We start from the raw sequence: 23,716 nt of genomic DNA, 5'->3' as shown, positions 1-23,716 counted from the left end.
AGGGGACAAGCCCGCCGCAGGCGCCGCCGCACCACGCGCCCTCGACCCAGCAGTGCGGTCCGGACCGGCACCCGAATCGGTCCGGCCCCAAGCCCGAACCCGCACCCGCCCGGTCTGGACGCCCCTCCCCCTCTCCGGACCGGACCGGCCCCGCACCCCCCGGCCGGGTCCGGCCCCGCACCCCCCCCCGCACGTTCCGGCCCGGCACCGGGTCCGGAGACGGCCCCCCGCGCGGTCCGGACCTGTACCCGGACCGGCCTCGCACCCGGGCTCGGCGTGGCCCGGACCGCTCCCGGCCCCCGCCCGGTCCGGACCCGCACCCCCCGCCCGGTCCGGCCCCGCACCGGGTCCGGAGCCTGACGCCCCGCACGTTCCCGCCCCGGGCGCGGTGGTGGTGGAGGAAGTGGTGGGGCCCGCCCCCTGGGAGAGGGGCGGGCCCTTCGTCTTGGGGTGGCACCGCCATGCAGCACCCCAGGACGTCTGCTCCCCGGTGGTCCGGGGCGTCTGTCAGCCGAAGCGGCCGGAGATGTAGTCCTCGGTCGCCTGGACGGACGGGTTGGCGAAGATCCGCTCGGTGTCGTCGATCTCGATCAGCTTGCCGGGCTGGCCGACCGCCGAGAGGTTGAAGAACGCCGTGCGGTCCGAGACGCGAGCCGCCTGCTGCATGTTGTGCGTCACGATGACGATCGTGAAGCGCTCCTTCAGCTCGCCGATCAGGTCCTCGATCGCGAGCGTCGAGATCGGGTCGAGCGCCGAGCAGGGCTCGTCCATCAGCAGCACGTCCGGCTCGACCGCGATCGCGCGGGCGATGCACAGGCGCTGCTGCTGGCCGCCGGAGAGGCCGGAGCCGGGCTTGTTGAGCCGGTCCTTGACCTCGTTCCAGAGGTTCGCGCCCCGCAGGGAGCGCTCGACGATGTCCGCCAGCTGGTTCTTCTTGTAGGTGCCGTTCAGCCGCAGGCCCGCCGCGACGTTGTCGAAGATCGACATCGTGGGGAACGGGTTGGGCCGCTGGAAGACCATGCCGACCGTGCGGCGCACGGCGACCGGGTCGACGTCCTTGGCGTACAGGTTCTCGTCGTCCAGCAGCACCTTGCCCTCGACGCGGCCACCGGGGGTGACCTCGTGCATGCGGTTCAGGGTGCGCAGGAAGGTTGACTTTCCGCAGCCGGACGGGCCGATGAAGGCGGTCACGGAGCGGGGCTCCACGGTCATGGAGATGTCGTCGATCGCCTTGTGGGAGCCGTAGTAGGCGGTCAGGCCCGATACGTCGATTCGCTTGGCCATGGTGGTTCTACTTTCCGGTCTTCGGGGCCTTCCAGCGGGCGATGCCGCGGGCCACCAGGTTGAGGATCATGACGAAGGCGATCAGAACCAGGGCGGCGCCCCAGGCGCGCGCGATCGAGGCGTCGGTGCCGACGGCGTACTGCTCGTACACGTACAGCGGCAGGGAGGACTGGGCGCCTTCGAAGGGGTTCGGGTTGATCAGCTTCGTGCCGAACACGAGGAGCAGTACCGGGGCGGTCTCACCGGTGACACGCGCGACGGCGAGCATCACGCCGGTGGTGATGCCACCGATGGCGGTGGGCAGGACCACCTTCAGGATGGTCCGCCACTTCGGTACGCCCAGGGCGAGTGAGGCTTCGCGCAGCTCGTTCGGGACCAGCTTCAGCATTTCCTCGGTGGAGCGGACGACCACCGGCATCATCAGGATGGCGAGGGCGAGACCGCCGGCGAAGCCGGAGGGGCCGAAGCCGAGCATCAGGTTCCAGGTGGCGAGGACGAACAGGCCCGCGACGATGGAGGGGATGCCGGTCATGACGTCGACGAAGAAGGTGACGGCCTTGGCCAGCTTCCCGCGCCCGTACTCGACGAGGTAGATCGCGGTGAGCAGGCCGATCGGGGCGGCGATGACCGCGGCGATGAGGACCTGCTCGACGGTGCCGAGCAGGGCGTGGTAGATGCCGCCGCCGGGCTCGGCGTCGAGGACGCCGTTCATGGAGTGGCCGAGGAAGTAGCCGTCGACCACCTCCAGGCCCTTGGTGATCGTGACCCAGGCCAGCGAGAACAGCGGTACGACGGCGAGCACGAAGCACACCCAGACGAGGCTGGTGGCGACGCGGTCCTTGGCCTGGCGGGAGTTCTCGACCTTCGTGGTGATCACGTAGGTGGCGAGGACGAAGACGAGGGCGGCGAGCATGCCCCACTGGACGCGGCTGTGCCAGCCGGCCGCCAGGCCGATGCCGCAGCCCGCGGCGATCGAGCCGGCCGCGATGGCCGCCGGGGCCCAGCGCGGGAGGCGGGCGTGGGAGAGCGGACCGGTGCGTACGGTGGCCACCGGACGCTTGTCCTGGACGAGCTGGCTCATGCGTTGGCCCCCGAGTACTCCTTGCGGCGGGCGATGATCGCGCGGGCCGCTCCGTTGACCACCAGGGTGATCACGAACAGGACGAGGCCGGAGGCGATCAGGGCGTCGCGGCCGAATTCGTCCGCCTCGTTGAACTTGGCGGCGATGTTCTGGGCGAAGGTGCCGCCGCCCGGGTCGAGCAGGTGCCCGGAGATGATGAAGCTCGGCGACAGGACGACGGCGACGGCCATCGTCTCGCCGAGGGCACGTCCGAGGCCCAGCATGGAGGCGCTGATGATGCCGGAGCGGCCGAAGGGCAGCACCGACATCCGGATGACCTCCCAGCGGGTGGCGCCGAGCGCCAGGGCGGCCTCTTCGTGCATCTTCGGCACCTGGAGGAAGACCTCGCGGGTGACGTTGGTGATGATCGGCAGGATCATGATCGCGAGCAGGATGCCCACGGTGAACAGGTTGCGGGCGACGCCTTCGCCGGTCTTCTCGAAGATGTACGTCCAGCCGAAATACTCGTTGAGCCAGCTGTTCAGGCCGTCGAGGTAGGGGACCAGGAAGATGGCGCCCCAGAGGCCGTAGATGATGCTGGGCACCGCGGCGAGCAGGTCGACGACGTACGCGAGGGGCGTGGCGATCTTCCGCGGCGCGTAGTGCGAGATGAACAGCGCGATGCCGATGGCGACCGGCACGGCTATGACCATCGCGATGACCGAGCTGACGACGGTGCCGAAGGCCAGTACGGCGATGCCGAAGACCGGCGGGTCACCGGCCGGGTTCCACTCGGACGTGGTCAGGAAGTTGGCGTCGTCCTTCGAGATGGCGATGCCCGCGCGGTACGCGAGGAATCCCGCGATCGCGGCCATGATGACCAGGAGGGAGATGCCTGCTCCCCGGGACAGGCCCAGGAATATGCGGTCACCGGGACGGGGCTTGCCGCGGGTGGTGCCCGTTTGCTGCGGGGCACGGGGCGGTGGGGCTGATGTGGTGGTTGCTGTATCCATCGGGGTCTCCGGTCTGCGGAGCGGTGAGGCTCCAGGCGGCGGTGCACCGGAAGCCGGGGCCGGTCCGTCTCGGCGGACCGGCCCCGGCCGGACATCAGGACAGGGTGGGGACGATCTCGCGGACCTTGGTCGCGATCTCGGCGGGCAGCGGCGCGTAGCCGGCGTCCGTGAGGACCTTCTGGCCCTCGTCGCTCGCGGTGTAGTTCAGGAACGCCTTCAGGGTCGGCAGGGTCTCCGCCTTGTTGCCCTTGTCGCAGGCGATCTCGTACGTCACGAGGATGATCGGGTAGGCGCCCTCGGCCTTGGTCTTGTAGTCGAGGGAGAGGGCCAGGTCCTTGCCGGTGCCCTTGACCTTGGCGGCGGCGATGGCCTTGGAGGCGTTCTCGCTCGTGGCCTCGACCGGGGCGGCGGCACCGGTGTCCAGCTTGACGGTGGAGATCGACTGCGAGGTCGCGTACGACAGCTCGAAGTAGCCGATCGAGCCCTGCGTCTGCTTCACCTGGGCGGCGACACCGGAGGAGCCGTTGGCGGCCTGGCCACCGGGGGCCAGCCACGACTTCGACTTGGGGTCGTGCTTCCAGTCGGCCGGGGCGGCCTCGCTGAGGTACTTGTGCAGGTTCTGCGTGGTGCCCGACTCGTCGGAGCGGTGGAAGGCCTGGATGGAGGAGCTCGGCAGCTTCGCGTCGGGGTTGAGCTTGGCGATGGCCGGGTCGTTCCACTTGGTGATCTTCGAGTCGAAGATCTTCGCGATGGTCGCGGAGTCGAGGACGAGGTTGTCCACGCCCTCCAGGTTGTAGCCGATCGCGACGGGGCCGCCGACCATCGGGAGGTTGATCCCCTGGCCGCCCTTGCAGACCTTCTTCGACTCCTCGACCTCTTCCGGCTTCAGCGCGGAGTCGGAGCCGGCGAAGGCGACCTGGCCCTGGGTGAACTTGGTGATTCCGCCACCGGAGCCGATGGGCTGGTAGTTGACCTCGACACCGGAACAGGCGGCCTGGAAGTTCTTCACCCACAGGTCCATGGCGTTCTTCTGCGCGCTCGAGCCGGCCGCGAGGATCTGGCCCTTGGCGTCTTCGCACTTGATGTTCGACGCGGCGTTGGTCTTGTCGCCGCCGTCAGGGCCGGTGGCCGTGTTGTTGTCCGAGCCACACGCCGTGAGGACCAGGGCGCCGGAGATCGCGAGGGCGCCGAGCGCGGTGGCGCGAAGCCCGTTCTTGCGCTGAAGCTTCACTTTCTGGTGTTCCTTCCAGTTGCCGCCGTCCGTGGCGGCGTGCGTCGGGGTGGGGGGACCGGCGCCGTGCCGGTCACCGTCTGAGGCCGAAATTAGGCAGATGAGATGAAGCAACCGACTGGCGAGAGTGAACGCAAGGTGAACCGTGCCCGGCGACCCGGTGCCCGTTCGAATGCTCACTCGTCTGCGTGTCTGGTGCATACACGGTGCTCCCGGGTGCTCACGCTGTGTGCAGCGTCTGGAGGAGCGCGTCGACCAGTGAGCGGTCGCGGGGCTGGGTGAGCCGGGTCTGCGCGGCGGCGGGCGGCAGCCACACGATGCGGTCGACCTCGTCGCCGGCGGCGAAGGAACCGCTGGTCGCCTCGGCGGCCCAGTAGGAGACCTGCTTGGGCCGGCCGTTCGCGAGGTAGCGGACGGTGGGGAGGCGGGCGCCGGGGACGCAGCGGTGGCCGGTCTCCTCCAGGACCTCGCGCAGGGCCGCGGCGAGGGTGTCCTCGCCGTGCTTGAGCTTGCCCTTCGGGTGGGACCAGTCGTCGTACTTGGGCCGGTGGACAAGGCAGATCTCGATGCCGCCGTCCCGGTGCGGGGAGCGGCGCCAGAGCACGCACCCCGCGGCGAGCACGGTGGCCCCGCCGTTCATGGTGCCGTGACCGCCGTGGTGGCGTGCCGCCATTCCTGCTGGAAGGCGAACCTGGCCGCCTCGACCTCGTGCCGCTGGTCGGCGTGGAGCACGCCGAGGGCGTACGCGGTGGCCGGGGCGATGCGCGGGGTGCGGGCCGCGGCGGCCGCCGCCGAGGCCGCTTCCGCCGCGTCGCGGTGCCGGTCGAGCAGGATGCCCGCATGGCACAGGGCGGGGTCGGTGCCGGGGTGCAGCACCTCCTGCGCGTAGCGGTGCAGCCGCAGCAGTCTGCGGACCTCGTGCCAGGGGGCGTCCTGCGCCTCACCGGCGGAGGCCGCGGCGAGGCCGCTGAAGAGTGCCTCCGCGTTGTACGGGTGGGCCGCCCTGCGCAGCGGCAGCTCGGCGACCGCAGCCAGCAGGCGTCGCTCGGCGGCCTCCGCGGGCAGCGCCAGGGTCTCGGCGGCCGGACCGGCGGCCGCGGGGCCGAGCGGGAGCTCGGAGGCCAGTAAAGCGACGGCGTCGGCGACCGCGTGGAAGCGTGCGGAGCCGAGCGCCTGGAGTGCGCCGGAGTGGGCGCGGGTCCGTGCGAGGGTGAGCTGCCGCTCCAGCAGCGCCGCGGCCCGGGCGGCCCCCACGGCGAGCGCGCCGTTGCCGGAGGGGGAGCCGGCCGTACGTCCGGCGCGGTCCGTTGCCGCTGTGGTCACCGTGGCCCGGACGCCTCGGGAGGCCGGACCTTCACCCGCTGCCGGCGGCGCGGCGTGGCCGTCCGCGAGCGGGACCGGTGCCGTTTCGTCCGTGCCGTCCCCGTCGGCGGGGGCGCCCGATGCCCCGTTGGCCGCGTCGTCGGCGTGCGCGGTGCCCGTCGGGGCCTCCGCGGCGGCAGGGCCGGAGCCGGCCGGTCCGTGGGGACGGGACTCGGCCCCGCCCGAACCGTTGTGTGCGGCGGAGCCGTGCAGCGGCAGGCTCTCGCCGCGGGCCGGCGGCAGCGGGGCCGTGCCCGAAAGGCGGGACAGGGCGTCCAGCAGGCGGGACAGGCGTGAGGTGCACGCGTGCTCCTGGGCCAGGGTCGTGGACAGCCACGCCAGCTCCGTGCGCAGGCCGTCCGCCCAGGCCGGGTCGAGCAGCGGACGGAAGGTGTGGAGCGTCCCGCTGATGCGGCGGGACGCGGCCCGGAGCGAGCGGGCCGCGTCCGCGACGGCCGCCGTCTCCGCGCCGCTCTCACCGTGCCGACGCAGACTGCGCAGGAAGTCGGCGGCCTGGGCGTGGAGGTAGTGGGCCACCGCCTCGCCCGCCGTGCCCGCGACGACGGTGTCCGGCCGGGAAAGTTCAGGGCTGTGCACGCCGGCGCCTCCGGGCGTCTATGAGCATCTCCTGTACGTGCCGCAGCGGCTGGCCGTCGGAGTCCGTCCCATGCCGGGTCCACGCGCCGTCCGGGCCGAGGTGCCAGGAGGCGGTGGTGTCCGACATGCCGGTCTCGAAGAGCCTGGTGAGGGCCGCGCGGTGGGCCGGGTCGGTGACCCGTACCAGCGCCTCGATGCGGCGATCGAGGTTCCTGTGCATCATGTCGGCGCTGCCGAACCACACTTCGGGCTCGCCGCCGTTGCCGAAGGCGAAGACCCGGGAGTGCTCCAGGAAGCGGCCGAGGATCGAGCGGACCCGGATGTTCTCCGAGAGGCCTGTCACGCCGGGGCGTATCGCGCAGATGCCGCGCACCCAGATGTCCACCGGCACGCCTGCCATCGCCGCCCGGTAGCAGGCGTCGATGATCGCCTCGTCCACCATCGAGTTGACCTTGATGCGGACGTAGGCGGGGCGTCCCGCGCGGTGGTGGACGATCTCCTTGTTGATCCGTGAGATCAGGCCGTCGCGCAGCGACTTCGGCGCGACCAGCAGCCTGCGGTACGTCTCGCGGCGCGAGTAGCCGGACAGCCGGTTGAACAGGTCGGAGAGGTCCGCGCCGACCTGCGGGTCGGCGGTCAGCAGCCCCAGGTCCTCGTAGAGCCGGGCCGTCTTCGGGTGGTAGTTGCCGGTGCCGACGTGCGAGTAGCGCCGCAGCGTCTCGCCCTCCTGCCGGACCACGAGCGACAGCTTGCAGTGGGTCTTCAGGCCGACGAGCCCGTAGACGACGTGGCAGCCGGACTCCTCGAGCTTGCGCGCCCACTTGATGTTGGCCTGCTCGTCGAAGCGGGCCTTGATCTCGACGAGGACGAGGACCTGCTTGCCGGATTCGGCGGCGTCGATCAGCGCGTCCACTATCGGGGAGTCGCCGGACGTGCGGTACAGCGTCTGCTTGATCGCGAGGACGTCGGGGTCGCCCGCGGCCTGCTCCAGGAAGGCCTGGACGGACGTCGAGAAGGAGTCGTACGGATGGTGCAGCAGCACGTCCCGTTCGCGCAGCGCCATGAAGATGTCGGGCGCGGACGCCGACTCGACCTCGGCCAGGTCGCGGTGGGTGCCCGCGATGAACTTGGGGAACTTCAGTTCCGGCCGGTCCAGCGCAGAGATGCCGAAGAGTCCCGTGAGGTCCAGCGGTCCGGGCAGCGGGTACACCTCGGCGTCGGACACCTTCAGCTCGCGCACCAGCAGGTCGAGCACGTACGGGTCGATCGACTCCTCGACCTCGAGGCGCACCGGCGGACCGAAGCGGCGCCGCATGAGCTCCTTCTCCAGCGCCTGAAGGAGGTTCTCCGCGTCGTCCTCCTCGACCTCCAGGTCCTCGTTCCGGGTGACCCGGAACATGTGGTGGGCGAGGACCTCCATCCCCGGGAACAGCTCCTCGAGGTGCGCCGCGATGACGTCCTCCAGGGGCACGTACCGCTGGGGCGAGGCCTCCAGGAAGCGGGACAGCAGCGGCGGGACCTTGACCCGGGCGAAGTGGCGGTGCCCGCTGACGGGGTTGCGCACCACGACGGCGAGGTTGAGGGAGAGGCCCGAGATGTACGGGAAGGGGTGCGCGGGGTCCACGGCCAGCGGGGTCAGGACGGGGAAGATCTGCTGCCGGAAGAGCGTGAAGAGGCGGGCCTGCTCCTTCTCCGTCAGGTCGGGCCAGCGGATCAGGTGGATGCCCTCGTCGGCCAGGGCGGGGGCGACGTCCTGCTGGTAGCAGGCGGCGTGCCGGGCCATGAGTTCGCGCGAGCGGGTCCAGATCAGGTCGAGGACCTCGCGGGGCTGGAGGCCCGAGGCCGAACGCGTGGCGACGCCCGTCGCGATCCGGCGCTTCAGGCCGGCGACGCGGACCATGAAGAACTCGTCCAGGTTGGACGCGAAGATCGCGAGGAAGTTGGCGCGTTCCAGCAGCGGTGTGGCCGGGTCCTCCGCGAGCTCGAGGACCCGCTCGTTGAACGCGAGCCAGCTGCGCTCGCGGTCGAGGAACCGCCCCTGGGGCAGCTCCGTGCCGAGCGTCGACTCCGGGTCCTCCTGGTACGAATCGAGGTCGGCGTCGAGGTCGGGCTCGAGATCGGAGACCGTGGCGGCGACGGTGTGCGGCCGGTGCGCGGCTATGGACGCGACGGACGGCTGGGGGTGCTGGACCGGGACCTCGGCGGGCTGCTGGCTCATGGGCCCATTGTTCCGCGCGAGAGGCGTCGACGGCGCGTCGGAGAGGGCCGGGGCGAGACGTTTTCTCCCGTTGGGGGAGGCGGGCACAGCGGGCTGCATTGGGTGAGGGTCGCAAGGGCGTCTGAATGCCCGGTAACAAGGACATGACGTGAGGGAAAGCGCAGTACGGCCCCCGGGGGTCGCTCCCCGGGGGCCGTACTGCCCGGCGGGCGGGTCAGGCGTGGCGGCGGCGGAAGACCCGGAAGGCCGCGTAGGCCGCCGCGGCGGCAAGGGCGAGGACGATGCCGGTCTCGACGAGCTGGAGCGGCCACAGGTGCGACGCCGGATGATAGTCCCACCAGCGGCCGACGATGTCGTGCTCGGCGAAGCAGCGTGCGGGGTCGGGGACGTAGCAGATGTCGTCGTGGAGGCGTTCGCCGGACGCGGTCAGCGGTCCGGTGTCGGTCACGAGCCAACCCTCCCGCGAGGAGAACATGCCGGGGCCGCTTCTCAGGGCGCTGCTGGTCGGCCACAGTGCGCCCCACTGGGACGACATGGCGAGCATGACCGTTCCGGTCGTGATGCCCGCGACGGACATCGCGATCAGGGTGCGGCGCACCAGCAGGCCGGCGAGGGCGCCGACGGCGACCGCGAGGAGCCCGTAGGCGAGCAGGGCCGGCCCGAGGACGAGGAAGACCTGCCGGTCGTGCCAGGCCAGCCGGTGGTCCCAGGCGACGGGGCCGGACAGGATCCGGAAGAGGACGGTCAGGCCCACGGTGGTGACCGCGACGGCCGCCGCGGGTACCGCGACTTTCGCGGCGAGCCAGCGGACGGGGGGCACCGACTGTGCCCAGACCAGCTTGTGGGTCCCGCTCTCCAGCTCCCGGCCGATCATCGGTCCCGCCACGAGGGCGGCGACGAGCAGCGGCAGCAGCAGGGCGGCGTTCGTGAGGAAGTCGGCAACGGCGGAGAGCCCGCCCTGGTAGGCGAAGCGTGTGAAGAGGCCGCCGCCGGTGTCGTCGTACGAGCTCGTCCCGTACGCGATCCGCAGCCCGGCCGTGACGGCCGCCGCGGCAGCCAGCAGCGCGGCCGCGGTGCTCAGGATGCGGCGGTGCTGGTGGACGACGACCCAGGTGATGCCCCGCAGCCGTGGGCGGGACGTGGTGAGCGCGCTCATGCGGCCGCCACCTCCGCGCTCGGGGTCAGCAGCGCCGGGGCGTCGGGGCTGCGCAGATGTGCCATGAGCAGTTCCTCCAGGGACGGCCTCGCGGCCTGCCAGCCGCCGCCGACCGCGCGGGACCCCCGTACCAGCGCGGTCAGCTGACGGCCCGTCGTCCGTGATTCGACGACGGTGTGGTCGGGCAGGTCGGCGACCGGCCCGGTGAGCAGGGTGTGGGCGGCGATCAGGTCCTCCGTCTCGCCGGCGAGGCGCACCCGGCCGCCGTCGACGAGGAGCACGTAGTCGCAGGTGGTCTCCAGCTCGGACAGGATGTGCGAGGAGATCACGATGGTGGTGCCGTGGTCGGCGGCCTCCGTCATCAGGGCGGCCATCAGCCGGTGCCGTGCCAGCGGGTCGAGGTCGGCCATCGGCTCGTCCAACAGCATCAGTTCGGGGCGCTTGCCCAGCGCGAGGGCGAGGGCGACGCGGGTGCGCTGTCCGCCGGAGAGGCCCCGGATCCGGGCGCGGGGGTCGAGACCGCCCTCCTCGACGATCCTTTCCGCGACGGTCGCGTCCCACCGGCCCGGGTTGAGCTCCCGTCCCAGCCGCAGTGTCTCGCGGACCGTCAACTGCGGGTACAGCGGCTTGTCCTGGGCGACGTAGGCGAGGCGTGCGCGTACGTCGGAGGGTGTGCCGCCGAGGACCCGAAGCGCCCCGTCGCCCGGCCGGAGCAGACCCGCCGCGAGGGCGAGCAGCGTGGACTTGCCGGCTCCGTTGGGTCCGGCGAGGGCGCACACGCGGCCGACCGGTATGCGGAACGAGCAGTCGTGCAGGGCCCGGCGGCCCCGCTTCCCGTAGGCCAGGCCGAGGCCCGTTGCCTCGATCGCGGTCGCCGTCATGCGCCGTCCCCCTTGTGGTCGTCCTGTGTGCGCTCCTCCAGCACGGAGGTGATCAGCGCCGTGATGTCGTCCGGCTCGAGCCCGGCGTCGCGCGCCCGGTCGACCCAGTCGGCGAGTTCGGCCCGCAGCGGGGTGTCGGCGGCCTGGCCGCCGAGGGTGCGGGTGATGAACGTGCCGAGGCCCCGGCGGGCCTCGACGAGCCCTTCGCGCTCCAGTTCGCGGTAGGCCTTGAGCACGGTGTTCGGGTTGATCGCGGTGGCCTCGACGACCTCGCGGGCCGTCGGCAGCCGGTCGCCGGGTTCCAGCAGGCCGAGCCGCAGGGCCTGTTTGGTCTGCTGGACGATCTGGAGGTAGGTGGCGACCCCGCTGTGCCGGTCGATCCGGAACTCGACCATGTCGCTGCACCACCCTTTCACTAGTTGAGTAGTGGAATAGTGATGCAGGAAAGGGGCGGTGTCAACGGACACCGCCCCTTGTCCGCCCGAGTGCCGCCCGGAAGGCCGCCCCGAGCCGCTGTCAGGACTCCGTGCGGTACATCAGGTCGACCTCGTGGGTGGCGAAGCCGAGCTGCTCGTACACGCGCAGCGCCGCGGGGTTGTCGGCGTCGACGTAGAGCATCGCGGTCGGCATGCCCTGCGCGGCGAGGTGCCGCAGGCCGGTGGCGGTGAGGGCCTTGCCCAGGCCGCCGCCCTGGGCGTCGGGGCGGATGCCGACCACGTACACCTCGCCGAGCTGCTCCTCGGCGTGGATCTTCGTCCAGTGGAAGCCGACGATCTCTCCGTCCCGCTCGGCCAGGAAGAAGCCCTTCGGGTCGAACCACGGCTCGGCCTTGCGGTCGTCGAGGTCCCGCTGGGTCAGGGAGCCCTGCTCCGGGTGGTGGGCGAAGGCGGCGGCGTTCACGGCCAGCCACGCGGCGTCGTCCTCGCCGGGCCGGAAGGTCCGCACGGTGACGCCGGCCGGGTAGACCGGTTCGGGGATGTCCCGCAGGTCCAACGGGCGGCGGAGTTGGCGCAGTTCGCGGAAGAGGGCGAGGCCGAGCACCTGGGCGAGGTGCCGTGCGGCCGACTTGCCGCCGTGCGCCCACATCCGCAGCCGCCGGCCGGAGGCGTCCAGGAGCGTCGTGCCCAGCGCCCGTCCGTGCCCGCGGCCCCGGTGGCCGGGGTGGACGACGAGTTCGGCCGCCGGGGCCTCGACGGGGTCGGTGTCCTCCAGCTGGGCGTAGCCGACGAGCTGGTCGCCGACGGTGAGCAGGAAGTGGCGTACGCCTTCCCGCCGCCCGCCGCGCAGCTGCAGCCGGCCCTGCTCGGAGACGGCCTGCATCCCGTCGTTCCGCGCGGCCGCTGTGAGCAGGCCCAGCACGGCCTCCGCCTGCTCGGAGGTGAGCTCGTCGAGGGACTGGATCTGCCGGCCGGGCTCCGGAATCACTGCGTCGATCGTCATGCTTCGAGGGTACGGCGGAGGGGGCGCCGGTCGGCGGCTCGAGAGGCCGGGGGCCGAAGTGGCTGCCACGTGTGCGGAGATATATCCGTCATGCGGGTGATGGTGCGGTAATCACCCGTTGACGAAAGACGGCAACCAGGTCGTAACCCACATCCCCCTGTCGCGCTACGCGCGTTGACTCTAGGCTGCCGCTCGCACCCTCACACCACGCTGGACTGACAAGGGGACAGATGTCAGCGACACCTCCCAACCATCGCGCGGCCAAGCGGAACCGCCGCGTGCTCGCGGCCGCCGCCGGTCTCGCGACCGTCGGCGCGCTCATCGCCGCCATGCCGGCCGGCGCCGCCTCCGGCGAGCGTGCCGACCACCGGCCGCACCATGGCCGCACCGTCGATGTGCAGCTGCTCTCCTTCAACGACCTGCACGGCAACCTGGAGCCGCCGGCCGGCTCCGCCGGCAACGTCTCCGAGATCCAGCACGACGGCACGGTCAAGTCCATCCCGGCCGGCGGCGTCGAGTACCTGGCGACGTCGCTGCGCACGGCGCGCCAGGGCAACCCGTACTCCGTCACCGCCGCCGCCGGTGACCTGGTGGGCGCGAGCCCGCTGCTGTCCGGTCTCTTCCACGACGAGCCGACGGTCGAGGCGCTCAACAAGCTCGACCTCGATGTGACGGGCGTGGGCAACCACGAGTTCGACGAAGGCGCCGTCGAGCTCGCCCGCCTGCAGAACGGCGGCTGCCACCCGACGGACGGCTGCTACGAGGAGGGCAAGGAGTTCGAGGGCGCGGACTTCCCCTACCTGGCGGCCAACGTCACCAAGGAGTCCACGGGCAGGCCGATCCTCAAGCCGTACACGGTCTGGGAGAAGGACGGCGTCAAGATCGGTTTCATCGGGGTGACGCTGGAAGGCACGCCGGACATCGTCAGCGCCAACGGCATCAAGGGCCTGGCGTTTCACGACGAGGTCGAGACGATCAACAAGTACGCCCGTGAGCTCGACCGCAAGGGCGTGAAGTCGATCGTCGCGCTCATCCACGAGGGCGGCTCTCCGGCGTCGACGTCGTACAACTACGACTGCGACTCGCCGGGTGCGGGCGACGGCATCTCCGGCCCGATCGCGGACATCGCCAAGAACATCACCCCCCGGGTCGACGCGCTGGTCACCGGCCACACCCACCAGGCGTACGTGTGCACGATCCCGGACCCGTCCGGCAAGCCGCGCATGGTCACGTCGGCGTCCTCGTACGGCAAGCTCTACACGGACACGACGCTCACCTACGACCGTCGCACCAAGGACATCGTGCGGACGTCCGTGCAGTCGGCGAACCACGTGGTCAGCCGTGACCAGGCCAAGGCCCAGGACATGACCGACCTGATCACCCGCTGGAACAAGCTGGCCGCGCCGATCGCGAGCCGGCCGCAAGGCTTCATCTCCGCCGACATCAACGGCCGTGGCGCCACCACCCCGGAGAAGCCGCTCGGCGACCTCATCGCGGACGCGCAGCTCGCGGGCCTCGCCCCGGCGGACAAGGGCGGGGCGCAGCTGGCCCTGATGAACCCGGGCGGTATCCGCTCGGACCTGGTGTACAAGGCGTCGGGCAGCGAGGGCGACGGTGTCGTGACGTACGGCGAGGCCTTCACGGTCCAGCCGTTCACCAACATGATGAACGTCGTCGACCTGACGGGCGCCCAGCTGATCACCACGCTCCAGCAGCAGGTCAGCGGCCCGAACGAGGCCTCCCCGAAGATCCTCCAGGTCTCGCAGGGCTTCACGTACACCCTGGACCTGACGAAGACCGGCGCCGACCGGATCGTCGTGGACTCGGTGAAGCTGAACGGCGAGGCGATCGTCCCGTCGAAGACCTACCGCGTCGCGATGAACGAGTTCCTCGCGGGCGGCGGTGACGGCTTCTCCGTCCTGAAGGAGCACACCAACAAGCTGGTGGGCGCCTCCGACCTGGACGTCTTCAACGCCTACCTGGCGGCGAACTCCTCGGCCTCGGCGCCGATCGCGCCGCCGAAGGCCGACCGGATCACGGTCGTTCAGTAGCACCGTCCGGCGATGGGGGCGGCAGGCGCGAAGCCTGCCGCCCCCTTGTCGTTACCGGACGGTACGGGACACTGGTGCCTCTGACGTGAACGCGTCATACTCCGTCGCCATGGACCGACGGAGATTCCTCGCAGGCGCTGCCGCACTGTCGGCAACCGCCCTCATCGGCGCCCCCCACGCCACAGCCGCGCCCCGCCGCACCCTGTCCGCACAGGACTGGATGGCCGGCCCGGCCGACTCGACCCCGCTGCAAAGACTCACGATCCCGGGCACCCACGACTCCGGTGCGCGCTTCGGCGGGCTGTGGAGCGAATGCCAGAACACCACCATCGCCGAGCAGCTCAACAGCGGTATCCGCTTCCTCGACGTACGGTGCCGGGTCACCGGCGGCTCGTTCGCCATCCACCACGGCCCGTCCTACCAGAACATGATGTTCGGTGATGTCCTCGTCGCCTGCCGCGACTTCCTCGCCGCGCACCCGTCGGAGACGGTGCTGATGCGGGTCAAGCAGGAGTACTCCGAGGACAGCGACGCCACCTTCCGCGCGATCTTCGACGACTACCTCGACCGCCGCGGCTGGCGCCCGCTCTTCCGGATCGGCGACGGCATCCCGGTGCTGGGCGAGGCGCGCGGGCGCGTCGTGCTCCTCGGCGACAACGGCGGGCTGCCCGGCGTGCGTTACGCGGACGGCACGTGGTTCGACATCCAGGACGACTGGAACGCCCTGCCCGACCCCAAGTACACGAAGATCGAGGCGCACTTCCGCAAGGCGGTGCAGCAGCCGGGCAAACTGTTCGTCAACTACGTGAGCACATCCGCGTATCTGCCTCCCCGCTGGAACTCCGACAACCTCAACCCGCGCGTCCACCGCTTCATCGACGGCGCGGAGGCGAGCGGCTGGCGGGGCCTCGGCATCGTGCCGCTGGACTTCCCGAACACCCGGGCGGGGCTGGTGGATTCGCTCATCCGCCACAACGGCTGAGGCGCCGGCGACCGGCTGCGCGCATCTCGCGGGCCGGCCACCGGCGAGCGCGGTCTGCGGGACGGGCGGGGGCGGCGGGCCCGGTACGGCTGCCAAGACCGCGGGCACCCGGCCGTGACGGGCCGCGAGGCCCCGCGGGTCATCGGCAGGGGGTGAGCGCCAGCTCCGGCCCGTCGAACGCCGCCCGCGCCCGCCGGTCGTGGGTGACCAGCACCAGCGTCCCCGCGTACTGCGCCAGTGCCGCCTCGATCTCCTCCACGAGCACGGGGGAGAGGTGGTTTGTGGGCTCGTCGAGGAGCAGCAGATCGACGGGGCCGGCGAGCAACCGGGCCAGTTCGAGCCTGCGCCGCTGGCCCACCGAGAGGGTGCGGACCGGCTTGGACAGGTCGGCGGACCGGAACAGCCCTGTCGCGAGCAGGGCTTCCGCCCGCTCCTCGCCGTACGCCTCCAGGACGGTGCGGCCGTCCGGCACGGGCGCGGTGGTCTGGCGCAGCAGGCCCACCTGCTCGGGGCGCTCGACCGTGCCCGTCGCCGGGACCAGTTCCCCGGCCAGGACCTTCAGGAGCGTGGACTTCCCGGCCCCGTTCGGACCGGTGACCAGCAGCCGTCCGCCCGGTTCGATGTGCAGTGCGTCCAGGGAGAGCCGCCCCGGCACGCGCACGTCCGCCAGGTCGACACCGCGGGCCGCCGCGCCCTCGATGCGGGCCGAGAACCGCAGCGGCCGCGGAGGCGGCGGCACCGGGTTCTCCGTCAGGCGCTGCAGCCGTTCCCGGGCGTCCCGGACGCGGCTCGCCGCGCCGTGCGTCCGCGAGCGGGCGCGGAAGGCGCCGGCGCCGCTGAAGCCGCGCGGCATCTTGCGCGGAATGGCGGCCAGCGCCCCGATGTTGGTGTCGGCCAGCCTCGACCGCCGGGCAACCTCGTCGCGCCACTCCTCGTACTCCCGTGCCCAGCGCGCCCGGGCCGCGGCCTTGGCGGTGAGGTAGCCGGCGTAACCGTCGCCGTAGCGGTGCACGGTCTTCCGGTCGTCGTCCACCTCGAGCACCGTGGCGGTCACCCGGTCGAGGAACGTGCGGTCGTGGGTGACGACGACGACCGTGCCGCGGTGGGCGCGCAGCCGCTCCTCGAGCCATACGACGGCCGTGTCGTCGAGGTCGTTGGTCGGCTCGTCGAGCAGCAGCAGCTCGGGGGAGGAGGCGAGGGTCGCGGCGAGTGCGAGCCGCGAGCGCTGACCGCCGGAGAGCGTGCCGAGCGGCCGGTCCAGGGCCAGGGCCGCCCGTTCGCCGAGCCGGTGCAGGGCGACCTGGACCCGGCGGTCGGCGTCGTGCCCGCCGCGCGCCTCGAACTCGGCGACCAGCCGTGCGTACCGCTCGTGGCCGGCCTCGCCGGTGGTCGCCAGCCCGGATTCCGTGACGCGGATCCGCCGCTGGAGGGACCGGAGGTCGGCGAGGGCCAAGTCGATCGCGTCGGCGACGAGGCAGGTGTCCGGCAGGTCGAGGGTCTGGGCGAGGTGTCCGATGCCGCCGGGTGCGGTGACGGCCACGGTGCCGTTGTCGGGCTGCTCCGCTCCGGCGAGCAGCCGCAGCAGTGTCGACTTCCCTGAGCCGTTCTCGCCGACGACACCGGCCTTCTCGCCGGGGCGCAGGGTGAAGGAGACGCGGTCGAGGACGACATGGTCGTCGTAGCGCTTGGTGACGTCGGTGACGACGAACTGGGCGGCGGTGGCGGTGGCTGGGAACAAGGGCGCTTCCTTCGATGGACGACAAGAGCGTGAGACGAGACGGTTCGTCTCGATGAGAGAGTAGTGCGTGCGCCCTTCTCTGGCAAGACGTTCCGTCTCGCGAGATGTTCAGGGGGTGGGCGGAGGTGGACCCGCCGCCCCCGGCAGACGGATCACCGCGCGGGTGCCGCCGCCGGCGGCCGGTCCCAGGGCGATGTCGCCCCCCGCCTGCCGGACCGTACGCGCCACGATCGACAGGCCCAGCCCCGAACCGGGCAGCGCCCGCGCCGAGGGGGAGCGCCAGAACCTTTCGAAGACGTGCGGCAGTTCCTCCGGCGGGATGCCCGGCCCGTGGTCGCGGACCGTCAGCTCACCGCCGCTCAGGCCCACCTCGACCTCGGCCTCCGGGGGCGAGAACTTCACGGCGTTGTCCAGCACGTTGACCAGCGCCCGCTCCAGCGCGGCCTGGTCCGCCCGTACGTACCAGGGCTCCAGCCGGGCCGTGAACGTCAGCTCCGGGCCGCGCAGCCGCGCGCGGTCGAGGGCCGCCTGCGTGATCTCGTGCAGGGCCACCACCTGCACCTTGCCGCTCGCGCCCACGTCGGGCCGGGACAGCTCCTGGAGGTCGCCGATGAGCGCCGCCAGTTCGGTCATCTGCGCCTTGACCGAGGCGAGCAGCGCCCTGCGGTCGTCGGGCGGGATGGCACGGCCGGTCTCCTCGCTCCTGGCGAGCAGCTCGATGTTGGTGCGCAGGGACGTCAGCGGGGTGCGCAGCTCGTGGCCGGCGTCCGCGATCAGCTGCTGCTGGAGGTCGCGGGAGGACGCCAGCGCCGCGGTCATCGCGTTGAACGACCTGGACAGCCGGGCGATCTCGTCGTCCCCCTCGACCGGGATGCGGACGCTCAGGTCCTCGGTGCGGGCCACGTGCTCGACCGCGCCCGTCAGTTCGTCCACCGGCCGCAGCCCGGTCCTGGCAACCCAGGCGCCGGCCGCGCCGGCGCCCAGCACACCGGCGCCGGCGACCAGTGCCAGCACCAGCGTCAGATTGCCGAGCGTGTCGTCGACCTCGCTGAGGGGACGGGCGACGATCACCGCGCCCGCGTAGCCCTCGATGGGATAGGTGAAGACGCGGTACTCGGAGCCGTCGGACGCCGTGGCGTTGTGGAACGAGGAGTCGGACCGGCCGCCGGCGACGTCGATGTCGGCGTCCGTCACGTCGACCGACTCGTCACCGAGGACCACACAGCTGTTCCCCTCGCGGTCCAGCAGCTGGATCGTCGATTTGAAGAGGTCGGTGTCGGGACGGGCGGGGGCCGCCTTGCGGCACTGACCGGCGGGGTCGACGAAGGCGAGCACCTGGCGCGGCGCCATCCGGTTGGTGCTGAGCGCGTTGTCGAGCGAGTCGACCAGTGCGCTGCGCACCACCAGCCAGCACACGCTGGCCGCGGCGGCGACGGCCACCGCCACCGCCGTCGCCACCAGCAGCGCCAGACGGGAGCGCAGGGGAAGCGCGCGGAACCTGTTCGTCATTCCGGGCCGCCGGTCCGCAGCGCGTACCCCACGCCGCGCACCGTGTGGACCAGGCGCGGCTCGCCGGCCGCCTCCGTCTTGCGCCGCAGGTACATGACGTACACGTCCAGGGAGTTGGAGCTCGGCTCGAAGTCGAAGCCCCACACGGACTTGAGGATCTGCTCACGGGTGAGCACCTGGCGCGGATGCGCCAGGAACAGCTCCAGCAGCGTGAACTCGGTCCGGGTCAGCTCGACCCGGCGGGTGCCGCGGGTGACCTCCCGGGTCGCGAGGTCCATCCGCAGGTCGGCGAAGGACAGCACGTCCTCCTCCGCGCCTCCCGGTCCGGCCGTGGCGTACGAACTGCGCCGCAGCAGCGCGCGGATACGGGCGAACAGCTCGTCCAGCTCGAACGGCTTGACCAGGTAGTCGTCCGCGCCGGCGTCGAGGCCGGTGACCCGGTCGCCGACGGTGTCGCGGGCCGTGAGCATCAGGATGGGCACGGTCGATCCCGCGGCCCGCAGCCGGCGGGCCGCGGTCAGACCGTCCATCCGGGGCATCTGGATGTCGAGGACGATCAGGTCGGGTGCGTACGCCTCCGCGCGGGCGAGGGCGTCGATGCCGTCGGCGGCGACCTCGGTGACGTACCCCTCGAACGCGAGCGAGCGCTGGAGCGCCTCACGCACTGCGGGCTCGTCGTCGACGATCAGGATGCGCTCACCTTCAGTCATGGACCAAGCCTCGCACGCGATCAGTTGCCGTCGCCGGAGCGGAGGGCGTCCAGGTCGGCCTTGACGGTGTCGATCGGGATCGCGAAGCCGAGTCCGACGCTGCCCGCGGTGGACCCGGTCGCGGAACTGGGTGAGTACATGGCCGAGTTGATGCCGATGATCTCGCCGTTCATGTTGATCAGCGCGCCGCCGGAGTTGCCGGGGTTGAGGGAGGCGTCGGTCTGGATCGCCTTGTAGGTGGTCGTCGAGTCGCCGGTGTCGCCGTTGAACTGCCGCCCGCCGAACTCGAAGGGCCAGCCCTGCCGCGGGTCCTGCTGCTGCGGCTGCTCCTCGTCCTTGGCCACGGTCACGTCCCTGTCGAGCGCGGAGACGATGCCGCTCGTCACCGTGCCGGTCAGGCCCTCCGGTGAGCCGATCGCCACGACCTCGTCGCCGACCTTGACCTTGCTCGAGTCGCCGAGCGAGGCGGCCTTCAGACCGGACGCGTCCTGGAGCTTGATGAGGGCGAGGTCCTTGCCGGGATCGGTGCCGAGGACGTCCGCCTCGTACGTCTTGCCGTTGCTGAGCTGCACCTTGATCGTCGAAGCGCCGGAGATGACGTGGTTGTTGGTGACGATCTCGCCGTCCTCGGTGATGATCACGCCGGAGCCGGTGGACTGCCCGGTGTTCGAGTTCGCGCTGATCTCCACGATGCTCGGGGAGACCGCCTGCGCGACGCCGGCGACCGTGCCCTTGCTGCTCTGCGAGACATTCGTGCCGGTCACCGCGCCGGAGCCGACGCTTCCGGTGCCCCCGGTGAGCTCCCCGACGAGGACGGAGGCCCCGCCGCCGAAGGCCGCCGCGACGACGGCCACGGCGACGAGCAGCGCGACGGGACGCTTCGCCCGGGCCCGCGGCGCCGGCACGGGCGCGTAAGCGGCCGCCTGTGCGGGAGCGGGTGTGTGCGGTCCCGGGGTGTGCCCGGCCGTGGCGTCGCCGGGGTGGTAGGGCGGGACCGGCGGGTATCCGCCGCCCGCCCCCTGCGCGAGGGGAGCACCGTACGGCTGCTGGTGGTGGGCATCGTCGCCGCTTCGGCGGTAGTGGTCGCTCATGGCATCGACTGTCGTCGGCCCGGATGAGAGCCGTCTGAGACAGCGCTGAGAAGCCCGACAGAACCGTGTATGCCCCATATAAGGCCGCCGGCCGAGCGGCGGGCGGCCGAGTTGGTCGACGGCGACCGGAACGGCGCCTGATGAAGCGGCACCCGGACCGGGGGAGCGTCCCCGGTCCGGTGCCGTTCGGCCGCTACGGCTCGCCGCACCCGCAGGAGCGGCGGATCACCAGGCCCGACGGGAACTGCTTGACCCGTTCGCGCCGCGAACCCGCCAGCCTCAGGCCGTCGTCGAGGACCAGGTCGATCGCCGCGCGGGCCATCGCCGGACGGTCGGAGGAGATCGTCGTGAGGGGCGGGTCCGTCAGGGCCGCCTCCTTGACGTCGTCGAAGCCGGCCACCGCGAGCTCGGCGGGCACGTCGATCCGCAGCTCACGGGCGGCCCGCAGGACGCCGAAGGCCTGGTCGTCGGTCGAGCAGAAGATCGCCGGCGGGCGGTCCGGCCCGGCAAGCAGCTTCAGCGCGACCTGGTAGGCGTCGTAACGGTTGTACGGGGCCTGGAAGAGCCGCCCCTCCGTCGTGCGCCCGGACTCCTGCATGGCCCGGCGCCAGCCCTCGACGTGGTCGGCGACAGGGTCGCCGACCGACGGGGTCGACTCGACGCCGCCGAGACAGGCGACGTACTCGTGCCCGTGCTCGAGCAGGTGCCGGGTCGCGAGCTGTGCGCCGCCGATGTCGTCCGTGACGACGGCGACGTCGTCGATCGCCTCCGGCCGCTCGTGGAGCAGGACGACCCGTGCGTCCCACGCCTCGATCTCGGCGGCCGCGCGCTCGCTCATGCCCTGGCTGACCAGGATCAGACCGGAGACGCGCATGCCGAGGAAGGCCCGCAGATAGTGGACCTCACGCTCGTCGCGGTAGTCGGAGTTGCCGACGAGCACCATTTTCCCGCGTTCGGCGGCGGCCTGTTCGACCGCGTGTGCCATCTCGGCGAAGAAAGGCTGCCGGGCGTCGGGCACGATCATGCCTATGAGGTCGGTCCGCCGGGACGCCATCGCCTGCGCGACCCGGTCGGGCCGGTACCCCAGCTCCTTGATCGCTGCGAGTACCCGCTCGCGCGTGGCCGGGGCGACCGGCCGGGGTCCGTTGTTGATGACGTAGCTGACGACCGCGGTCGAAGTCCCCGCCAGTCGTGCCACATCGTCCCGCGTCACCTTGGCCACGCGCGAAGTCTACGCGTGGTGACCTACCTCTGGGCAGGGCGTACGGCCGGTTCCTCCACCTCGGCGCCGTCCTCCGTACGGGCTACTGCCTTGGCGGCCTTCGCCTTGGCCTCCTCGGCCGCCCGTTCGACCTTCTCCGGGGCGACGAACCGGTAGCCCACGTTCCGGACGGTGCCGATGAGCGACTCGTGCTCGGGGCCGAGCTTGGCACGCAGCCGCCGCACATGGACGTCGACCGTGCGCGTACCGCCGAAGTAGTCGTAGCCCCAGACCTCCTGGAGCAGCTGCGCCCGGGTGAAGACCCGGCCGGGGTGCTGTGCGAGGTATTTGAGCAGTTCGAATTCCTTGAAAGTCAGGTCGAGGACCCGGCCCTTCAGTTTGGCGCTGTACGTCGCCTCGTCCACCGACAGATCACCGTTGCGGATCTCCATCGGGGAGTCGTCGGAGGTGATCTGCTGCCGGCCGGTGGCGAGCCGCAGGCGTGCCTCGACCTCGGCCGGTCCGGCCGTGTCCAGCAGCACGTCGTCGATGCCCCAGTCGGCGGTGACGGCCGCGAGGCCGCCCTCGGTCACGACGAGGACGAGCGGACAGCCGGGCCCGGTGGACCGCAGCAGCTGGCACAGCGACCGCACCTGCGGCAGGTCACGGCGGCCGTCGACGAGGATCACGTCGGCACCGGGGGTGTCGACGAGGGCCGGCCCTTCCGCCGGTGCCACCCGTACGTTGTGCAGAAGCAGTCCGAGGGCGGGGAGCACCTCCGTCGACGGCTGGAGGGCATTGGTGAGGAGCAGAAGGGAGCTCATCGTGTCCCACCTGCCCTGATCGTCGTGCGTTCGGCGTGCTGGGGTCGCTCGTCGGTTCGCTCGTCCATGACGTCGGTTCCTCCTCGGTCCCTGCGAGGACGTGCACTGCTTCGTACGCGGCTCTCTCGCGCCCGAGAGCCTTTGTGAGGCTTTGTTCACCAGCCTGTAACAATGGCCGGAAAACACAAAAGGACCCGGGGGCTGCATTGCCCGGATCCTCTCGCAGCAGAATAGCCCACATGAGTTCTGGGCGAGAGGGCCGATTTCACACTGTGGACGTGTCAAGGATCTCTCGGCGCCCTCAGGGCGCCACTCTTCTGACATCCGACGGTGTCCGGATCGAAGCCCGCTACGAGCCTTGTGCGAGCGGCCCGACCGGCACCGCCGTCGTCGTCGCGCACGGTTTCACCGGCTCGGTCGACCGGCCCGCGGTGCGCCGCGCGGCACGGACCTTCTCCCGGTACGCGGGGGTGGTGACCTTCTCCTTCCGCGGCCACGGCCGCTCCGGCGGGCGTTCCACCGTCGGCGACCGCGAGGTGCTGGATCTTGCCGCCGCCGTGGAGTGGGCCCGGTCGCTCGGGCACACCCGGGTGGTGACCGTCGGCTTCTCCATGGGCGGCTCGGTGGTGCTGCGGCACGCGGCGCTGTACGGCGCCCGGATGCACGAGGGGCGCACGGAGGCACGCACGGACGCGGTCGTCTCGGTGAGCGCCCCCGCCCGCTGGTACTACCGCGGCACGGCGCCGATGCGGCGGCTGCACTGGGTGGTCACGCGTCCGGCCGGCCGGATCGTCGGGCGGTACGGGTTCCGCACCCGTATCCACCACCGGGACTGGGACCCGGTGCCGCTCTCCCCGGTCGAGTCCGTGCCGCTGATCGCGCCGACGCCGCTGCTCGTCGTGCACGGCGACCGCGACCCGTACTTCCCGCTCGACCACCCCCGGATGCTGGCCGCTGCGGCGGACGGGGCGGCCGAGCTGTGGCTCGAGCCGGGCATGGGGCACGCGGAGAACGCGGCGGACGAGGCGCTGCTGCGCCGCCTGGGGGAATGGCTCACCGGCCGATAGCCCATCATGGTGAGCGGTGCGCACAGAGACGAAAGGAGTGCCGCTATGGCAGCGGGAACCATCCGCTACTGGGCCGCGGCCAAGGCGGCGGCCGGCATCGCGGAGGAGCCCTACGCGGCGGAGACGCTCGCGGAGGCCCTGGAGGCGGTACGGGTCAGGCACCCCGGGGAGCTGACGCGCGTACTGCTGCGCTGCTCGTTCCTTGTCGACGGTGACCCCGTCGGGACCCGCGGTCATGAGACCGTACGGCTTGCCGAGGGCGGCACGGTCGAGGTGCTCCCGCCGTTCGCAGGAGGGTGAA

At 71.7% G+C, this 23,716-nt stretch carries 21 protein-coding genes; 4 read left to right on the top strand and 17 right to left on the bottom strand.

Annotated features, from left to right (window positions below; genetic code table 11):
• Nucleotides 1–507: 507 nt before the first annotated feature.
• From pstB to mshD, 11 genes are all read right to left on the bottom strand, one after another.
• Nucleotides 508–1,284: a phosphate ABC transporter ATP-binding protein PstB gene (gene pstB, locus ACTMTU_RS31495; RefSeq protein WP_441266829.1), complete on the bottom strand. Its 777-nt coding sequence runs from the start codon at nt 1,282–1,284 to the stop codon at nt 508–510.
• A 7-nt stretch (nt 1,285–1,291) separates the two neighbouring features.
• Nucleotides 1,292–2,365, bottom strand: a complete 1,074-nt coding sequence (gene pstA / locus ACTMTU_RS31490; protein WP_441266828.1) for a phosphate ABC transporter permease PstA — start codon at nt 2,363–2,365, stop codon at nt 1,292–1,294.
• Complete coding sequence (gene pstC, locus ACTMTU_RS31485; protein WP_441266827.1) at nt 2,362–3,357, bottom strand: phosphate ABC transporter permease subunit PstC; 996 nt, start codon at nt 3,355–3,357, stop codon at nt 2,362–2,364. The genes pstA and pstC overlap by 4 nt, the downstream gene beginning before the upstream one ends.
• Before the next feature lie 94 nt (nt 3,358–3,451).
• Nucleotides 3,452–4,588: a phosphate ABC transporter substrate-binding protein PstS gene (pstS, locus tag ACTMTU_RS31480; protein ID WP_441266826.1), complete on the bottom strand. Its 1,137-nt coding sequence runs from the start codon at nt 4,586–4,588 to the stop codon at nt 3,452–3,454.
• Between the two features lie 220 nt (nt 4,589–4,808).
• Entirely contained in the window at nt 4,809–5,228 is a 420-nt protein-coding gene (locus ACTMTU_RS31475; RefSeq protein ID WP_441266825.1) for an NUDIX hydrolase, read from the bottom strand.
• Nucleotides 5,225–6,547 carry a CHAD domain-containing protein gene (locus tag ACTMTU_RS31470; protein ID WP_441266824.1) on the bottom strand — a complete coding sequence of 441 codons (1,323 nt, stop codon included), beginning with the start codon at nt 6,545–6,547 and terminating at the stop codon, nt 5,225–5,227. Before ACTMTU_RS31470 ends, ACTMTU_RS31475 begins: the two co-directional genes overlap by 4 nt.
• Nucleotides 6,534–8,765, bottom strand: a complete 2,232-nt coding sequence (locus tag ACTMTU_RS31465; RefSeq protein ID WP_441266823.1) for an RNA degradosome polyphosphate kinase — start codon at nt 8,763–8,765, stop codon at nt 6,534–6,536. Before ACTMTU_RS31465 ends, ACTMTU_RS31470 begins: the two co-directional genes overlap by 14 nt.
• 214 nt (nt 8,766–8,979) lie before the next feature.
• Nucleotides 8,980–9,921 carry an ABC transporter permease gene (locus ACTMTU_RS31460; protein WP_441266822.1) on the bottom strand — a complete coding sequence of 314 codons (942 nt, stop codon included), beginning with the start codon at nt 9,919–9,921 and terminating at the stop codon, nt 8,980–8,982.
• Nucleotides 9,918–10,802 carry an ABC transporter ATP-binding protein gene (locus ACTMTU_RS31455; protein WP_441266821.1) on the bottom strand — a complete coding sequence of 295 codons (885 nt, stop codon included), beginning with the start codon at nt 10,800–10,802 and terminating at the stop codon, nt 9,918–9,920. Before ACTMTU_RS31455 ends, ACTMTU_RS31460 begins: the two co-directional genes overlap by 4 nt.
• On the bottom strand, nt 10,799–11,197 hold the full coding sequence (locus ACTMTU_RS31450; RefSeq protein WP_441266820.1) for a GntR family transcriptional regulator: 399 nt from the start codon (nt 11,195–11,197) through the stop codon (nt 10,799–10,801). The genes ACTMTU_RS31455 and ACTMTU_RS31450 overlap by 4 nt, the downstream gene beginning before the upstream one ends.
• 121 nt (nt 11,198–11,318) lie before the next feature.
• Complete coding sequence (gene mshD, locus ACTMTU_RS31445) at nt 11,319–12,242, bottom strand: mycothiol synthase (protein WP_441266819.1); 924 nt, start codon at nt 12,240–12,242, stop codon at nt 11,319–11,321.
• A gap of 230 nt (nt 12,243–12,472) precedes the next feature.
• On the opposite strand from mshD, the gene ACTMTU_RS31440 reads away from it, so the two are divergent.
• Together ACTMTU_RS31440 and ACTMTU_RS31435 are read left to right on the top strand one after the other, a co-directional pair.
• On the top strand, nt 12,473–14,293 hold the full coding sequence (locus ACTMTU_RS31440) for a bifunctional metallophosphatase/5'-nucleotidase (RefSeq protein ID WP_441266818.1): 1,821 nt from the start codon (nt 12,473–12,475) through the stop codon (nt 14,291–14,293).
• 109 nt (nt 14,294–14,402) lie between these two features.
• The gene (locus tag ACTMTU_RS31435; protein ID WP_441266817.1) at nt 14,403–15,275 is read left to right on the top strand and encodes a phosphatidylinositol-specific phospholipase C; all 873 of its coding nucleotides are present in this window, start codon (nt 14,403–14,405) and stop codon (nt 15,273–15,275) included.
• A 139-nt stretch (nt 15,276–15,414) separates the two neighbouring features.
• Here the strand turns inward: ACTMTU_RS31435 and abc-f are convergent, their stop codons facing one another.
• The 6 genes from abc-f to ACTMTU_RS31405 form a co-directional block, all read right to left on the bottom strand.
• A complete protein-coding gene (abc-f, locus tag ACTMTU_RS31430; RefSeq protein ID WP_441266816.1) occupies nt 15,415–17,013 on the bottom strand; it encodes a ribosomal protection-like ABC-F family protein in 1,599 nt (532 codons plus the stop codon).
• A gap of 108 nt (nt 17,014–17,121) precedes the next feature.
• Complete coding sequence (locus ACTMTU_RS31425) at nt 17,122–18,522, bottom strand: HAMP domain-containing sensor histidine kinase (RefSeq protein WP_441266815.1); 1,401 nt, start codon at nt 18,520–18,522, stop codon at nt 17,122–17,124.
• Nucleotides 18,519–19,232, bottom strand: a complete 714-nt coding sequence (locus ACTMTU_RS31420) for a response regulator transcription factor (RefSeq protein WP_441266814.1) — start codon at nt 19,230–19,232, stop codon at nt 18,519–18,521. The genes ACTMTU_RS31425 and ACTMTU_RS31420 overlap by 4 nt, the downstream gene beginning before the upstream one ends.
• A gap of 20 nt (nt 19,233–19,252) precedes the next feature.
• The gene (locus ACTMTU_RS31415) at nt 19,253–20,323 is read right to left on the bottom strand and encodes a S1C family serine protease (RefSeq protein WP_441266813.1); all 1,071 of its coding nucleotides are present in this window, start codon (nt 20,321–20,323) and stop codon (nt 19,253–19,255) included.
• A 193-nt stretch (nt 20,324–20,516) separates the two neighbouring features.
• Nucleotides 20,517–21,545 (bottom strand): LacI family DNA-binding transcriptional regulator, encoded by a 1,029-nt coding sequence (locus tag ACTMTU_RS31410; protein WP_189468519.1) that lies wholly within the window; start codon nt 21,543–21,545, stop codon nt 20,517–20,519.
• A 23-nt stretch (nt 21,546–21,568) separates the two neighbouring features.
• Nucleotides 21,569–22,348 (bottom strand): winged helix-turn-helix transcriptional regulator, encoded by a 780-nt coding sequence (locus ACTMTU_RS31405; RefSeq protein WP_441266812.1) that lies wholly within the window; start codon nt 22,346–22,348, stop codon nt 21,569–21,571.
• A gap of 239 nt (nt 22,349–22,587) precedes the next feature.
• On the opposite strand from ACTMTU_RS31405, the gene ACTMTU_RS31400 reads away from it, so the two are divergent.
• Nucleotides 22,588–23,415, top strand: coding sequence for an alpha/beta hydrolase (locus ACTMTU_RS31400; RefSeq protein ID WP_441266811.1), 828 nt, complete (start codon nt 22,588–22,590; stop codon nt 23,413–23,415).
• Nucleotides 23,416–23,460: 45 nt separating this feature from the next.
• Nucleotides 23,461–23,715, top strand: a complete 255-nt coding sequence (locus ACTMTU_RS31395) for a MoaD/ThiS family protein (RefSeq protein ID WP_441266810.1) — start codon at nt 23,461–23,463, stop codon at nt 23,713–23,715.
• Nucleotide 23,716 lies beyond the last annotated feature (1 nt).

Source organism: Streptomyces sp. OZ13 (assembly GCF_052068155.1).
Lineage (GTDB): Bacteria > Actinomycetota > Actinomycetes > Streptomycetales > Streptomycetaceae > Streptomyces.
The sequence above is the reverse complement of the archived record's forward strand: the minus strand, read 5'-3'. Positions and strand labels throughout refer to the sequence as shown.